Origin of the sequence: Pseudomonas sp. NPDC088322 (assembly GCF_044740745.1) — a bacterium.
In the GTDB taxonomy this organism is placed as follows: Bacteria; Pseudomonadota; Gammaproteobacteria; order Pseudomonadales; family Pseudomonadaceae; genus Aquipseudomonas; species Aquipseudomonas shirazensis.
The window spans coordinates 470299-485172 of sequence record NZ_JBIURK010000004.1; the positions used below are offsets into that span (position 1 = coordinate 470299).

A 14874-nucleotide genomic window follows, 5' to 3' on the forward strand; every position below is an offset into this window, starting at 1 on the left:
CCGCTGTTGTGTCCTCAGGGTGAGGCGCAGCAGCAGGCTTGCCCCGCGCTGCTTTTGGCTTGCGGCTTTTGTGCTTGCGAGAGTGCCCGGCGATAGCTGAAACTTGCTGATCGCCACGCTGCCCTCAGGAGGCCAACCGCCATGGCCCAGGAACTCTATACCCGCACCAACCAGAAACTGTTCTTCGCCGGCCTCGCGCTGGAGTCCATGGCCAAGGCCGAGCAAAGCCAGGCCATGAACGCCCAGGGGCTGGTGCAGGCTGAGCGCGAAGCGGCGCAGTTTCATCTGTACGGTGCGCTGCTTGGGTTATGTCACGAAATCGCCGGCTTCTACCGCCTGCCGCAAGCGGGCGCTGCTCGCGCTGAACAGCTACTGGACGCCGAAGTGCTGGCCGGCATGGCCATCCCGGAGTTGGCCGAGCTGATCGAACTGGCAGACAATCGGCAAACCTGGCTGGCGCAGATGTTGACCGCTTATGCAGATTTGTTCCGACCACCTGTCGCGAAAAAAACCGCCAAAACTGACGTCACCCAGCCGTTGATTCAGGCCATCAACCTCGACGAGCCCGAGCAGCCTGCGCTTTCGCGGGCAGAGCTCGAGCAGTGGCGGAGCAATTTGAAAGACCTGGCCAGGCGCTTTCGTGATGCGTTGAGTGAGTGCTGAGCAGGCACTTGGCTGGTACAATGCTCGCCTTTCGTGGAGAACAGCCTTTTATGTCGACGTCCTTTCTTGAAATTGTAGAGTTGCCTGATGGCCGGATCGAGCTGCGTCGCGCCGAAGATGAAGGCTCATTGGTAACCCTGGATTTCTCCGAGGACGCCAAGGTGTTTTTGCAGGGTCAACACGTCGAAGTGGCCAAGGCCATGCTCAGCGTCGGCGTGCAAATGGCTGGCAAGCTGGTGGAAGGCGAGTTGGAGCGTGACGAAGGGCCGCGCGTTCTGCACTGAGTAGTGCCAGACCCCTACACGATCACGATGAGAACAGGCGAAGCCTGAACATCAGCCGAGGCGGATGTTCAGGCTTTGTGCGTTTCCGACCGTGGCGGCGCGGATCAGCTGCTGACGCAGGGTGACATTGAGGCTACCCAGCCAGCTGACTACGGTATGGCTGTGGCCCATGCGCAGGGCTTCGCAAGTGAGCTGCAAGGCGCTTTTGTTGCTGCTGGGGTGCAGCAGCAGAATGCGCTCGCGGTTGAGCCCGGCATCGCGCAGCCAGGCCTGTGTCAGGCTGGTCGGCGGGGCGATCAGCGTCAGCCAGCGCGCATCCACTTCTTCGCTCAGGTCGCGCAGTACCGGCGCCAGCAGGCTTTGGCAATGTCCCGGCGCACCGCGCAGGGCCAGTTCGCTGAACCGCTCGGGGTCGCTGTTTTTTTGCCGTGCCTGGGCGCTGGCCTTGAGGCCAGGCAGCACCGGTTCGGCCAGAAACGCTTCGAATAATGGCAACTGAATTGACTGCGGTACGTGGATTGCTTGCTGCATGACGCCTCCTGGATCAGCGACGAATGACGCCGACGCTCAAGCCCTCGATCACCAAGTCCTGTTGCTTGAGGTCGACTTCGATCGGGGCAAATTCGGGGTTCTCGGCCATCAACCAGACCTTGTTGCCTTCACGCTTGAAGCGCTTGACGGTGACTTCGTCGCCAATGCGTGCGACCACGATCTGGCCATTGCGTGCTTCGCGGCAGGTATGCACGGCCAGCAGGTCGCCGTCGAAGATACCGACGTCCTTCATGCTCATGCCGTGTACGCGCAGCAAGTAGTCAGCGGGCGGGTGAAAGAAGGTCGGGTTGATGTTGCACGACTGCTCGATATGCTGTTCAGCCAGGATCGGCGCACCCGCAGCGACGCGGCCAATGATCGGCAAGCCGCTCTCTTCGGCCTTGGCTTCGTGGCCAGGGATGCGGATGCCGCGGGACGCGCCCGGAGTCATCTCGATGGCGCCTTTGCGCGCCAGGGCCTTGAGGTGTTCTTCAGCGGCGTTGGGCGACTTGAAGCCCAGCTCCTGGGCGATCTCCGCGCGGGTCGGCGGATAGCCGTTGTCGTCGAGGCAGCGTTTGATGAAAGCCAGGATTTCGGCTTGGCGTGGCGTCAGTTTCAACATGGCGATCGCTCTGTCTTTTTATACAGTGACTGGGATTATATACAGTAGAAGGCTGGCTGCAAGCATCTTGCCGCAGAAGATGCTCGGTCTTACGCACGGCGTGGCCTGCAGCTCGGTACGCGAGGCTGTGTTTTAATGGCGACCGGTGAGTCAGCCAACCTTGACAGATAGAAGCCTGAAACGTATGTTTCAAACAACTGTTTGTCAGGCCCCCACCCCGGAGTAGCGAGTAGTCATGGCCCAATCGGAAACCGTTGAACGCATTCTCGATGCTGCCGAGCAGCTATTCGCGGAAAGGGGGTTCGCGGAAACCTCGTTGCGCCTGATCACCAGCAAGGCTGGCGTCAACCTCGCAGCGGTGAACTACCACTTCGGCTCGAAAAAGGCGCTGATCCAGGCGGTCTTCTCGCGCTTCCTCGGGCCGTTCTGCGCAAGCCTTGAGCGTGAACTCGAGCGCCGCCAGGGCCGGCCGGAACTCAAGCCGAGCCTTGAAGAGCTGCTGGAGATGCTCGTTGAGCAAGCGCTGGTGGTGCAGCCGCGCAGCAATAATGACCTGTCGATCTTCATGCGCCTGCTCGGCCTGGCGTTCAGCCAGAGCCAGGGCCACCTGCGCCGCTACCTTGAAGACATGTACGGCAAGGTGTTCCGCCGCTACATGCTGCTGGTCAATGATGCCGCGCCGCGTATCCCGCCGATCGAGTTGTTCTGGCGGGTGCACTTCATGCTTGGCGCGGCGGCGTTCAGCATGTCCGGGATCAAGGCCTTGCGCGCTATCGCCGAAACCGACTTTGGTATCAACACCTCGATCGAGCAGGTCATGCGCCTGATGGTGCCGTTCCTCGCAGCCGGTATGCGTGCCGACAGCGGCGTCACCGACCAGGCCATGGCTGCCGCGCAACTGCGCCCGCGCAGCAAGACCAGCCCTGCTGGCACGCCGGCCAAAGCCTGAGCCGGCACTGGCGCGCGGGCACAGGCTTCGCAGATAATTCACTGCACGACATTCCCTGAAGGACTTTTCATGACTGCCAGCCTGCAAGGCTCCCTGATGATCGACATCGCCGGTACCTGGCTGACTGCCGAGGACCGGCAGTTGCTGCGCCAGCCTGAAGTAGCTGGCCTGATCATCTTCGCCCGCAATATCGACAGCCCGCGCCAGGTGCGTGAGTTGTGTGCGTCGATTCGGGCGATCCGGCCTGACCTGATTCTGGCTGTCGATCAGGAGGGCGGGCGCGTGCAGCGCTTGCGTCAGGGCTTTGTGCGCCTGCCGGCCATGCGCGCGATAGCCGACAACCGCAATGCCGAGTACCTGGCCGAGCAATGTGGCTGGTTGATGGCCACTGAAGTGCTGGCGGTCGGTCTGGACCTGAGCTTTGCGCCGGTGCTCGACCTTGATCATCAGCGCAGCGCAGTGGTTGGCAGCCGCGCCTTCGAAGGCGATCCGGAGCGGGCCACGCAACTGGCCGGCGCGTTCATCCGCGGCATGAACTCAGCCGGCATGGCTGCCTGCGGCAAACACTTCCCGGGGCATGGTTGGGCCGAGGCCGACTCGCACGTGGCCATCCCCACCGACGAGCGCAGCCTCGAGCAGTTGCGCCAGGCTGACCTGGTGCCGTTCACCCGCCTGCGCGGTCAGTTGGCTGCGGTCATGCCCGCGCATGTGATCTACCCGCAGATCGACAATCAGCCTGCTGGCTTCTCGCGCCGCTGGTTGCAGGACATTCTGCGTGGCGAGCTGGGCTTTACCGGGGTTATCTTCAGTGACGACCTGTCGATGGCCGGTGCGCATGTGGTCGGCGATGCCGCCAACCGGATCGAAGCGGCCTTGAGCGCCGGCTGTGACATGGGCCTGGTGTGTAATGACCGGGCCGCGGCAGAGCTGGCTTTGAGTGCAGCGCAGCGGCTTAAGGTCAAGCCTTCGCCACGGGTTGCCGGCATGCGCGGGCAAGGTTTTGCCAGCACCGAGTATCGCCAGCAGCCACGCTGGCTGGAGGCGCTTGGCGCTTTGAAAGAAGCACAGTTGATCGACTGAGCAAATGCCGAGCTGACCTAGGTGACAGGTCAGCCCGGCTCACCTAACGGCTGCGCTTGCCCGGCAGCGGCGCGAACAGCGCTTCAATCTCTTCATCACCCAGACGCCATTGGCCGCTATGGCCGCCATCGAGCAGGCCGGCGGCGAGTGCTGCCTTCTCTTGCTGCAGCAACTGGATCTTCTCTTCGACGGTACCGCGAGTGATCAGCTTGTAGACGAACACTGGTTTGTCCTGGCCGATCCGGTAGGCACGGTCGGTCGCCTGGTTTTCGCTTGCCGGGTTCCACCATGGGTCATAGTGGATCACCGTATCCGCGGCGGTCAGGTTGAGCCCGGTGCCGCCGGCCTTGAGGCTGATCAGAAACACTTCGCTGTCACCCTGCTGGAACTGCTGCACCGGTGCGCGCCGATCGCGAGTGTCGCCGGTCAGCAGGCTGTAGCGGATGTCACGCTTGATCAGCTCCTGCTCGATCAGCGCCAGCATCGAGGTGAACTGGGAAAACAACAGGACCCGGCGGCCTTCGCTGAGTAACTCTTCGAGCATCTGCAGCAGGCTGCCCAGCTTGCCCTTGTCGGCTTGATTACCCTTGCTCTCGACACTCTTGACCAGGCGCAGGTCGCAGCACACCTGGCGCAGCTTCAGCAGGGCATCGAGAATCACGATCTGGCTGCGTGCTGCGCCGTTACGGGCAAGTTCGTCGCGGACCTTCTTGTCCATCGCCACCCGCACCGCCTCGTAGGTGTCGCGCTGGGCGTCGCTGAGCTCGACCCAGTGCACCATCTCGGTCTTGGCTGGCAGCTCCTTGGCCACCTGCTCTTTGGTACGACGCAGCAGGAACGGGCGAATGCGCCCAGCCAGGTGGGCCAGGCGGTCCTGATCGCCGTGGCGCTCGATGGGGGTGCGGTATTCCTGATTGAAGCGTTTGCTGTCGCCCAGCCAGCCGGGCATGAGGAAGTGAAACAGCGACCAGAGCTCGCCGAGGTTGTTTTCCATCGGCGTACCGGTCAGGCACAGGCGCTGGCCTGCCTGCAGCTCGCCGACGGCGACGGCGGCCTTGCTGGTGCTGGTCTTGATGTTCTGCGCTTCATCCAGCACCAGCGTGTGCCAGTGCTGCCCGCGCAGCTGCTCTATATCGCGCGGCACCAGCGCGTAGGTGGTCAGGACTAGGTCGTATTGGTCAAGGCTGGCGAAGTGCTTGCTGCGCGCCGGCCCATGCAGGGCCAGCACGCGCAGGTCGGGGGCAAAGCGCTGAGCTTCGTCGATCCAGTTGGGGATCAAGCTGGTCGGCATCACCGCCAAGGCTGGCTGCAGCAGGCGTCCATGTTGTTTCTCCAGCAGCAGATGGGCGAGGGTCTGCAGAGTCTTGCCCAGGCCCATGTCGTCGCCCAGAATCCCGCCCGTGCCGATCTCGCGCAACGCCTGCAGCCAGTTCAAGCCCTGTTGCTGGTACGGGCGCAGGGTGGCGTTGAGCGCGAGCGGCGGCTCGACCTGGATATCCCGTGCATCGCGCAGGCGCCGGCCGAGGCCGCGCACGTGCTCGCCGCCTTCCCACAGCAGCGGCATGTGTTCCATGTCGCTCAGGCGCGCGGCATCGGCGCGGTCTAGGCGCAGCGCCGGGCCGCCTGCATGTTCATGCAGGTACAGCTCGCCGAGGGTCGCCATCACGGCCTTGATCCGGCCATAGGGCAGGGCAACGCGCAGCGGCGGGCTATCGAGGCGGCCGCGGTTGAGGTCCAGCAGCAAGTGCTCATCGTCACTGCGCCGGGCCAGTTCGCTGGGGCGCAGCATTTCCGGATTGCTGCGCAGCAGTTGCAACACGATCGGCAGCAGGCTGTGACGCTGGCCATCGACAACGATGCCCAGCTCAAGGTCGAACCATTCGTGGCCAGGCGCTTCGTCGACGCTGGCGTACCAGTCTTCGACCTCCTGCAAGTTGAAGGCAAAGTCGCGGTGCACATCGATGTGCCAGCCGGCCTCACGCAGGCGCGGCAAGCCGTCGCGGGCAAATGTCAGCCACGCTTCGTCGTCGGCAAGCTGATGCATGTCGCCGGCACTGTCGGGCAACGCTTTGCTTTGCCGGGTGGCCAGCTTGAAGCCCAGCTCGCGCAGGGTCTTGCGCATGGCTTGCTCGGCCTGTGGCTGACGACGGATGCGCTGGCTGGTGGCGCCAACCAGGCGGGTCAGGGGCTTGTCGTCGTTGCCGATTGCCAGCACGCCGTCGTAGTCGAACGCCAGTGCGGCGCGGTGTTGCATCTGCCGCTGCATGCGCCCGGTCTTGGGCGTGTAAGCGCTGAACTCGAGGCTGCCCAGGGTCAGGCGCGGGGTCGGCTGGATATCTTCGAGCAACTGCTGCTTGACCTGGGTCGGGGTCGGCACTTGATGGTTGAGGGCGTTGAGCTTGTGACTCAGCGGCACTACCAGATGCTCGGGTACCGGTGGTGCCAGTGATAGTTGCAGGGCAATATGCGGGTCGAGTGAGTGGCTGACACGGCCAATTTCACCGGCGCGTACATCCAGCCAGAACAGCGGCGCCAGTGCCAGCACGAACAGCTTCTCCTCGCCGCTGAACCAGCTGCCGCAATAGGTGGCGTCGCTCTGGCGCACCCAGCGGAACTCGGCCTCGCGTTCCGGGCCCTGGCGCAGCAGTGGTCGGTCGTCGCTGTACAGGACGCGGCCGGTGTCCAGTGCGCGCTGCAGCAATTCGCCGCCTTCCTGGCCTTTGAGTGCGTAGCCGCGGTCCTGGCCGTAAGGGATGTTCTGTCCATTCAACTGGCGCAGGATGCGCAGGTCTTCAGCTGTGACGAAGCGCGGCGTGTCATACAAAAAGTCATACAGCGACTGCACCCGGCTGAAGCGCAGGCCACGCTCATCGTCGGTGCCTTTGCGCACGCGCAGGCTGCAGCTGCGGTCTTCATGGAGTACCAGCTGATAGCAGACCATCCGCCCGCGTTTGTCATCTGCGCCGAGGCTGACGGTGGCCGGTTGCTGCATCCCTTGCAGCCAGTGCTGTAGATGATGGGGCAGGGCGTCGCTGTCAGCCGGCGCGCTGCTGTCGAGCAGGGCGAACAGCACCGCAGCAAAGTGCTTGCAGTTCTCTCTGACCGGGCACGAACAGTAGCCGCGCACATGGCACTGGCCAGCTGCCGCAGTGATGAAAATGCGCTGGGTATAGATGCCGCTGCCGCTACCGCGACAGGTGGCTTCAATCCGCGTGTCGTCATGGTCGAGGATCTGTACCCGGTCTTCTTCGGCGTAGCGCTGGCCGCGTTGCAAAACCGCAGCGGAGAAGGCGCGTTTCCAGCTGATGTTGCTGCGCACCAGGGCGACTGCGTCGGAGGTCACGGTGTCACTGCTCCATCATCTCCGGAGTCATCTCCGGCAGTTTGCGCGCGCCGACAGGTGCGACCTTGAGCAGAAGTGCCAGGTGGCCACCGTCGAGGAAGGTCAGCTGGCCGCTTTTCATGTTGCGATTGCTCTGCTGGAAATGCTCGCTGCGCAGCACGTTACCGTTGCCATCGAGCTGGTTGACCCAGAAGCTCGCCTGCACGGCGATGAAGCGGCCGTCGGCCAGGCTCAGGTTGCCCTCGATCGGGAAGTGACCGAACTGCTCCTCGCCAGCGCCCAGAGCAATGCTGCTGGGCTCGCTGCCGAGTTGTTGCTGCCAGGCCTTGTGCAGCAGCACGGTGTAGCTCGGCGTGGCCTCGAGGCGGGTCGCTTCGTCGGTCAGCACCGGTGGCCGTTCGGCTTCCTTGCTCAAGCGCGGCGCGCCGGCGCGCCAGTCTTCCGGGGCGAACTGGCTGGTCACCGCCGGCACATCGTTTTGCCGCACCAGCAGCATTTCCACCTGATACAAGCCATCAGCAAACGCCGTCGGCGCACACAGCGTCAACAGCAAGGTCAGGCAACGAATGGCACGCATGTAACTTCCTTCAAGCAGGCTGTGGGGTGAGGCGCTCGAACAGCGCCTCCACGGTATTGAAGCGTTCTTCCGGGCGTTCCATCGGCACCAGGAAGCGGAACTGGGTAGCGCCTTCGAACTTGTAGCGTTTGGGCTGGCCCTGGATCAGCTTGATCAGGGTCAGCGGGTCGACCGGGGTCTCGGCTTCGAATTCGATCTTGCCGCCGCTGGGGCCGCCGTCGACTTTCTTGATGCCGAGTTTTTCGGCCTGCAGCTTGAGCAGGGTGATGCGGATCAGGTTCTTGGTTGGCTCCGGCAACAGGCCGAAACGGTCGATCATCTCGACCTGCAGGTCCTTGAGGCCTTCTTCGTCGGCCGCCGAAGCGATGCGCTTGTACAGGATCAGCCGCGCATGCACATCGGGCAGGTAGTCTTCCGGGATCAACGCCGGCAGGCGCAGGTTGATTTCCGGGCCGCCGCCAAGCGGTTGTTCCAGGTTTGGCTGATTGCCCTTGCGGATCGCCTTGACTGCGCGTTCGAGCATTTCCATGTACAGGGTGAAACCGACTGCCTGGATCTGGCCGCTCTGGCCATCGCCAAGCAACTCGCCGGCGCCGCGGATTTCCAGGTCGTTGGTGGCCAGCACGAAGCCGGCACCGAGGTCCTGAGTGTTGGCAATCGCCTCCAGGCGTTTTTCGGCGTCGCTACTGACCTTCTGCCGGGCAGGGGTGAGCAGGTAGGCATAGGCCTGGTGGTGGCTACGGCCAACCCGGCCGCGCAGCTGGTGCAGCTGGGCCAGGCCGAATTTGTCGGCGCGCTCGATGACGATGGTGTTGGCGCTGGGCACGTCGATACCGGTTTCGATGATGGTCGAGGCGATCAGCACGTTGAAGCGCTTGTGGTAGAAGTCGCTCATGACCTGTTCCAGCTCGCGTTCGCGCATCTGCCCGTGGCCGATGCCGATGCGCGCTTCAGGTACCAGTTCGGCGAGGTCGGCGGCGCACTTCTCGATGGTCTTGACGTCGTTGTGCAGGTAATACACCTGGCCGCCACGCAGCAGTTCGCGCAGTAGCGCTTCCTTCACCGTGCTGTTGTTCTGCTCCATGACGAAGGTGCGCACCGACAACCGGCGCGCCGGCGGGGTGGCGATGATCGACAGGTCGCGCATGCCGGCCACGGCCATGTTCAGGGTGCGCGGGATCGGCGTGGCGGTCAGGGTGAGGATGTCGACTTCGCTGCGCAGGGCCTTGAGCTGCTCTTTTTGCCGCACGCCAAAGCGGTGCTCTTCGTCGATAACTACCAGACCGAGGTCTTTGAAGCGCACGTCATCCTGCAGCAGCTTGTGCGTGCCGATCAGGATGTCGATCTTGCCCTCGGCCAGATCGGCAGCAGCAGTGGCGATGTCCTTGGCCGACTTGAAGCGGCTCATCACTTCGACGGTTACCGGCCAGTCGGCAAAGCGGTCGCGGAAGCTGTTGTAGTGCTGCTGGGCGAGCAGGGTGGTCGGTACCAGTACGGCCACCTGGCGGCCGCTGTGCACGGCGATGAATGCCGCGCGCATGGCCACTTCGGTCTTGCCAAAGCCGACGTCGCCGCAGACCAGACGGTCCATCGGCTTGGCAGCGAGCATGTCCTCGCGCACCGCGTCGATGGCGTTCTGCTGATCGGGTGTTTCCTCGAACGGGAAGCCGGCGCTGAAGGTGGCGTAATCGGCTGCAGGATCGGCAAAGGCATAGCCCTTGCGTGCGGCGCGACGGGCATAGATGTCGAGCAGTTCGGCAGCCACGTCGCGGACCTGCTCGGCAGCCTTGCGCTTGGCCTTCTGCCAGGTTTCCGAGCCGAGCCGGTGCAGCGGCGCCAGGGCGTCATCGCTGCCGGTGTAGCGGGCGATCAGGTGCAGGTTGGCGACCGGCACGTACAGCTTGGCGTTCTCGGCGTACTCAAGGGTGAGGAATTCGGCGGCCTGGCCGTCGATTTCCAGTGTGGCCAGGCCCAGATAGCGGCCGACCCCGTGATCGATATGCACCACCGGTGCGCCTTCGCGCAGCTCGGTGAGGTTTTTGATCACCGCATCGTTGGCCGCCTCGCCGCGCTTTTCGCGGCGTCGGCGCTGCATCACGCGCTGGCCGAACAACGGGCTTTCGGCGATCAACGCCAGTGCCGGGTCGTCCAGCAACAGGCCGTAGTCGAGCGGTGCGATGGTGATCGCCAGGCGCTCTTTGCCGGTAATGAAATCGGTCCAGCCGTCAACGGTCTGCGGGCGCAGCTTGAGCCGTTCGAGCAGCTCCAGCAGCACTTCGCGGCGGCCGGCAGATTCTGCAGTGAACAGCACCCGGCCCGGGAACTGCTCAAGAAATGCCGACAGTGCCGCCAGGGGTTGATTGGCCTTGGCTTCGATGGCCAGGTTGGGCAGCTCGCGCGCCGGGAAGCTCTGCCGGCCAGCGCCGGGTTCGAGGTCGTCACTGCTGACCACCACGCGCGGCCACTGCTTGAGGCGGGCAAAGCAGTCTTCCACTGGCATGAACAGTTCAGCCGGCGGCAGCAGTGGTCGGGTCAGGTCGCCGCGGCGGTCTTCATAGCGCCCGCGCACGTCGTTCCAGAAATGCTCGGCAGCCTGCTCGACGCCGGGCATCGAGAACACCTGGGTGTCAGCTGGAAGGTAGTCGAACAGTGTCGCGGTTTCTTCAAAGAACAGCGGCAGGTAGTACTCGATGCCGGCCGGGATGATCCCGCTGGCGAGGTCCTGGAAGATCGCGCTGCGGCGAAAATCCACGTCGAAGCGCTCGCGGAAACGTGCCTTGAAGCGGGTGACTTCTTCCTTCTGCATCGGAAATTCGCGTGCCGGCAGCAGGCGTACCGATTCGACCTTGTCGATCGAGCGCTGGGTCTCTGGATCGAAGGTGCGCAAGGTCTCGATTTCGTTGTCGAACAGGTCGATCCGAAACGGCAGCTTGCTGCCCATCGGGAAGAGGTCGATCAGCGCGCCGCGCACGGCAAATTCGCCATGCTCGTAGACCGTGTCGACGCAGCGATAGCCGCTGGCTTCGAGGCGGCTGCGCATCTGCTCGACATCGATGGTCTGGCCGACGTCGAGGACCAGGCTGCTGCCGAGCAGAAAGCGCGTTGGCGCCAGGCGGTGCAGGGCGGTGGTGATCGGCACCACAAGAATGCCGTGGTCCAGCTCCGGCAGCCGGTACAGGCTGGCGATACGCTGCGAGATGATGTCCTGATGCGGCGAGAACAGATCGTATGGCAGGGTTTCCCAGTCGGGGAACGGCAGCACCGGCAGGTCCGGGGCGAAGAAGCGCAGCTCCTGCTCGAGACGGTCGGCGGCCTGGCTGTCGGCGGTCAGCAGCAGGGTAAAGCGCCGGGCGCCACTGGCGGCCTCGGCGATGGCCAGGCTGAGGGCGGCACCGGGCAAGTTGCCCCAGGTTTGTTTGCCGGCCTGGGCCGACAATTGCGGTAAGCGCAGAACTGACACGGGAGAATGCACTCCAAGCGTTGCGGCAAAGAGGTCGATTGTACCGACGCCGGTGCCAGCTGTCAGGCTCGCGAGGGCTCAGGCAGCGGTGTGCAGCGTTAACGACAGGCGCTCATTGCTCGATACGCCGTGGGGCGTCATAATGTAGCCCCTTTTTTCTACCCCTACATGTGGAAGGTTCCCGTGACTCAGAAGCCCGACCAGTGTCTTGGTGAGTGGATTGATCGTGAAGCTTTGGCTGAAGCCATGATCCCGCTTATCGGTCAGCTCTACCGCAACAACAATGTGGTGAGCTCGATCTATGGCCGTAGCCTGATCAACCGTTCGGTGATCTCGATCCTCAAGGCGCACCGCTTTGCGCGTCACCGTCAGACCGACGAGACCGAACTGTCTGTCCACGAGACGTTCCCTTTGCTCAAGGCGATGAGCGAGCTGAAACTGGGCGCCGCTTCGGTCGACCTGGGCAAGCTGGCCAACAAGTTCAAGCTTGAAGGCAATGGCCGCAGCGCCGAGCAGTTCGTCCGCGAAGAACTGGCCGACGTGGTTGGTCAGCAAAACGTTTCGGCGCGCAAGGGCACCGACGTCGTGCTGTACGGCTTCGGTCGTATCGGCCGTCTGCTGGCACGCATCCTGATCGAAAAAACCGGTGGTGGCGACGGCCTGCGTCTGCGCGCCATCGTTGTCCGCAAGGGTGCTGAAAACGACCTGGTCAAGCGCGCCAGCCTGCTGCGTCGTGACTCGGTGCATGGCCCCTTCGATGGCACCATCACCATCGACGAAGCCAACAACACCATCACCGCCAACGGCAACCTGATCCAGGTTATCTACGCCAAGAGCCCGAGCGAAGTCGACTACACCCAGTACGGCATCAAAGATGCGCTGATCGTCGACAACACCGGTGTATGGCGTGACGCCGACGGCCTCGGCCAGCACCTGGCATGCCCAGGCGCTGCCCGCGTGATCCTCACCGCACCTGGCAAAGGCGCGCTGAAGAACATCGTGCACGGCATCAACCACGGTGAAATCAGCGCTGATGACAAGATCATCTCCGCGGCTTCCTGCACCACCAACGCCATCGTGCCGGTGCTCAAGGCAGTCAACGACAAGTTCGGCATCATCAACGGCCACGTCGAAACCGTTCACTCGTTCACCAACGACCAGAACCTGATCGACAACTTCCACAAGGGCAGCCGTCGTGGCCGCGCCGCGCCGCTGAACATGGTCATCACCGAAACCGGTGCTGCCACCGCCGCTGCCAAGGCGCTGCCTGTGCTCAAGGGCAAGCTGACCGGCAACGCGATCCGCGTACCGACGCCGAACGTGTCCATGGCCATCCTCAACCTGAACCTCGAAACCGGCACCAGCCGCGAAGAGATCAACGAGTACCTGCGCCAGACCGCGATGCACTCCGAGCTGCACAAGCAGATCGACTACGTCAACTCGCAGGAAGTGGTTTCGACCGACTTCGTTGGCTCGCGCCACGCCGGTGTGGTTGATGCTGAAGCGACCATCTGTAACGAAAACCGTGTTGTCCTGTACGTCTGGTACGACAACGAATTCGGTTACAGCTGCCAGGTAGTGCGCGTGATGGAAGACATGGCCGGGGTCAACCCGCCAGCCTTCCCGCGCTGATCCGCCGATAGCATTGTTTTGCTGATTTTGGGGCTGCTTTGCAGCCCTTCGCGGGTGAACCCGCTCCCACAGATAGGCGCGATCCTGTGGGAGCGGGTTCACCCGCGAAGGGCCGCAAAGCGGCCCCATTGCTTAACTGATGGGCATTCGGCCGCCTCACGCAGGCGTGCTTGCCACGATATGTAGTGAAGGCAAAATTCGCCTACGACGCGACCAAGGGTTAATGTGCGCGGCGTTCCCGCTTGATTAGACTGCACCCGAATTTTTCCATGGCGCCGCGGCGACATGATCGCGCCCCGCGGCCAACCGGCCGGCGGGCCAGTTTTGAAGGAGTACGCATGGCTGTCTACAACTACGACGTAGTGGTGCTGGGTTCCGGCCCGGCCGGAGAAGGTGCGGCAATGAACGCCGCCAAAGCAGGGCGCAAGGTGGCGATGGTCGATAGCCGTCGCCAGGTTGGCGGCAACTGCACCCACCTGGGCACCATCCCGTCCAAGGCACTGCGTCACTCGGTGCGGCAGATCATGCAGTTCAACACCAACCCGATGTTCCGTGCCATCGGCGAGCCGCGCTGGTTCTCGTTCCCGGACGTGCTCAAGAGCGCCGAGAAGGTGATCTCCAAGCAGGTCGCTTCGCGCACTGGTTACTACGCCCGTAACCGCGTCGACGTGTTTGTCGGCACCGGCAGCTTTGCCGACGAGCAAACCGTCGAAGTGGTCTGCGCCAATGGCGTGGTCGAAAAGCTGGTGGCCAAGCACATCATCATCGCCACCGGTTCGCGCCCGTACCGCCCGGCTGATATCGACTTCAACCACCCGCGTGTGTACGACAGCGACACCATCCTCAGTCTCAGCCACACCCCGCGCAAACTGATTGTCTACGGCGCTGGCGTGATCGGTTGCGAGTACGCCTCGATCTTCAGCGGCCTGGGTGTACTGGTCGAGCTGGTCGACAACCGTGGGCAGTTGCTGAGCTTCCTCGATTCGGAAATCTCCCAGGCACTGAGCTACCACTTCAGCAACAACAACATCACCGTGCGTCATAACGAAGACTACGAGCGGGTCGAAGGCCTCGACAACGGCGTGATCCTGCATTTGAAGTCGGGCAAGAAGATCAAGGCCGACGCCTTGCTCTGGTGCAACGGCCGTACCGGCAACACCGACAAGCTGGGCCTGGAAAACATCGGCATCAAGGTCAACAGTCGTGGCCAGATCGAAGTCGACGAAGCCTACCGCAGCACCGTGCCGAACATTTATGGCGCCGGTGACGTGATCGGCTGGCCGAGCCTGGCCAGTGCCGCCCACGACCAGGGCCGCTCGGCAGCGGGCAGCATTGTCGACAATGGCAGCTGGCGCTTCGTCAACGACGTGCCGACCGGGATCTACACCATTCCCGAGATCAGCTCGATCGGCAAGAACGAGCAGGAGCTGACCCAGGCCAAGGTGCCGTACGAAGTCGGCAAGGCATTCTTCAAGAGCATGGCGCGTGCGCAGATCGCCGGTGAGCCGCAAGGCATGCTGAAGATCCTGTTCCATCGCGAGACCTTGCAGATCCTTGGCGTACACTGCTTTGGTTACCAGGCCTCGGAGATCGTGCACATCGGCCAGGCGATCATGGATCAGCCGGGTGAGCGCAATACCCTGAAGTACTTCGTCAACACCACCTTCAACTACCCGACCATGGCCGAAGCCTATCGCGTAGCGGCCTACGACGGCCTCAACCGGCTTTTTTGA

11 protein-coding genes are annotated in these 14874 nt (G+C 63.1%); 6 read left to right on the forward strand and 5 right to left on the reverse strand.

Going from position 1 to position 14874, the window contains the following annotated elements; genetic code table 11:
• Window positions 1–141 precede the first annotated feature (141 nt).
• Window positions 142–663 (forward strand): DUF6586 family protein, encoded by a 522-nt coding sequence (locus ACIOAU_RS12905; protein ID WP_101321202.1) that lies wholly within the window; start codon window positions 142–144, stop codon window positions 661–663.
• A gap of 50 nt (window positions 664–713) precedes the next feature.
• On the forward strand, window positions 714–947 hold the full coding sequence (locus ACIOAU_RS12910; RefSeq protein WP_101321200.1) for a hypothetical protein: 234 nt from the start codon (window positions 714–716) through the stop codon (window positions 945–947).
• A 51-nt stretch (window positions 948–998) separates the two neighbouring features.
• Here the strand turns inward: ACIOAU_RS12910 and sulA are convergent, their stop codons facing one another.
• Together sulA and lexA are read right to left on the reverse strand one after the other, a co-directional pair.
• Window positions 999–1478: an SOS-induced cell division inhibitor SulA gene (gene sulA / locus ACIOAU_RS12915; RefSeq protein ID WP_101321197.1), complete on the reverse strand. Its 480-nt coding sequence runs from the start codon at window positions 1476–1478 to the stop codon at window positions 999–1001.
• A gap of 13 nt (window positions 1479–1491) precedes the next feature.
• The gene (gene lexA / locus ACIOAU_RS12920) at window positions 1492–2100 is read right to left on the reverse strand and encodes a transcriptional repressor LexA (RefSeq protein ID WP_101321195.1); all 609 of its coding nucleotides are present in this window, start codon (window positions 2098–2100) and stop codon (window positions 1492–1494) included.
• A gap of 235 nt (window positions 2101–2335) precedes the next feature.
• Between lexA and ACIOAU_RS12925 the strand changes: the two genes are divergently transcribed.
• Together ACIOAU_RS12925 and nagZ are read left to right on the forward strand one after the other, a co-directional pair.
• Window positions 2336–3049: a TetR/AcrR family transcriptional regulator gene (locus ACIOAU_RS12925; RefSeq protein WP_101321193.1), complete on the forward strand. Its 714-nt coding sequence runs from the start codon at window positions 2336–2338 to the stop codon at window positions 3047–3049.
• A gap of 81 nt (window positions 3050–3130) precedes the next feature.
• On the forward strand, window positions 3131–4129 hold the full coding sequence (gene nagZ / locus ACIOAU_RS12930) for a beta-N-acetylhexosaminidase (protein ID WP_220634181.1): 999 nt from the start codon (window positions 3131–3133) through the stop codon (window positions 4127–4129).
• A gap of 43 nt (window positions 4130–4172) precedes the next feature.
• Here the strand turns inward: nagZ and ACIOAU_RS12935 are convergent, their stop codons facing one another.
• From ACIOAU_RS12935 to mfd, 3 genes are read right to left on the reverse strand one after another with little or no spacing between them, the layout of a single operon-like run.
• Window positions 4173–7472: an SNF2-related protein gene (locus ACIOAU_RS12935; protein ID WP_401182351.1), complete on the reverse strand. Its 3300-nt coding sequence runs from the start codon at window positions 7470–7472 to the stop codon at window positions 4173–4175.
• Window positions 7473–7476: 4 nt separating this feature from the next.
• The gene (locus ACIOAU_RS12940; protein WP_103438022.1) at window positions 7477–8049 is read right to left on the reverse strand and encodes a CsiV family protein; all 573 of its coding nucleotides are present in this window, start codon (window positions 8047–8049) and stop codon (window positions 7477–7479) included.
• Window positions 8050–8059: 10 nt separating this feature from the next.
• Window positions 8060–11509: a transcription-repair coupling factor gene (gene mfd / locus ACIOAU_RS12945; protein WP_401182354.1), complete on the reverse strand. Its 3450-nt coding sequence runs from the start codon at window positions 11507–11509 to the stop codon at window positions 8060–8062.
• A gap of 168 nt (window positions 11510–11677) precedes the next feature.
• On the opposite strand from mfd, the gene ACIOAU_RS12950 reads away from it, so the two are divergent.
• Both ACIOAU_RS12950 and sthA read left to right on the forward strand, forming a co-directional pair.
• Window positions 11678–13141 carry a glyceraldehyde-3-phosphate dehydrogenase gene (locus tag ACIOAU_RS12950; protein WP_101321182.1) on the forward strand — a complete coding sequence of 488 codons (1464 nt, stop codon included), beginning with the start codon at window positions 11678–11680 and terminating at the stop codon, window positions 13139–13141.
• 338 nt (window positions 13142–13479) lie between these two features.
• Entirely contained in the window at window positions 13480–14874 is a 1395-nt protein-coding gene (gene sthA / locus ACIOAU_RS12955; protein WP_101321180.1) for a Si-specific NAD(P)(+) transhydrogenase, read from the forward strand.

What these genes read in the sequence shown, in the direction of transcription:
- ACIOAU_RS12905 (WP_101321202.1), top strand. Translation starts at nt 142, where the DNA reads ATGGCCCAGGAACTCTATACCCGCACCAACCAGAAACTGTTCTTCGCC.
- ACIOAU_RS12910 (WP_101321200.1), top strand. Translation starts at nt 714, where the DNA reads ATGTCGACGTCCTTTCTTGAAATTGTAGAGTTGCCTGATGGCCGGATC.
- sulA (WP_101321197.1), bottom strand. Translation starts at nt 1,478, where the DNA reads ATGCAGCAAGCAATCCACGTACCGCAGTCAATTCAGTTGCCATTATTC.
- lexA (WP_101321195.1), bottom strand. Translation starts at nt 2,100, where the DNA reads ATGTTGAAACTGACGCCACGCCAAGCCGAAATCCTGGCTTTCATCAAA.
- ACIOAU_RS12925 (WP_101321193.1), top strand. Translation starts at nt 2,336, where the DNA reads ATGGCCCAATCGGAAACCGTTGAACGCATTCTCGATGCTGCCGAGCAG.
- ACIOAU_RS12940 (WP_103438022.1), bottom strand. Translation starts at nt 8,049, where the DNA reads ATGCGTGCCATTCGTTGCCTGACCTTGCTGTTGACGCTGTGTGCGCCG.
- ACIOAU_RS12950 (WP_101321182.1), top strand. Translation starts at nt 11,678, where the DNA reads ATGTGGAAGGTTCCCGTGACTCAGAAGCCCGACCAGTGTCTTGGTGAG.
- sthA (WP_101321180.1), top strand. Translation starts at nt 13,480, where the DNA reads ATGGCTGTCTACAACTACGACGTAGTGGTGCTGGGTTCCGGCCCGGCC.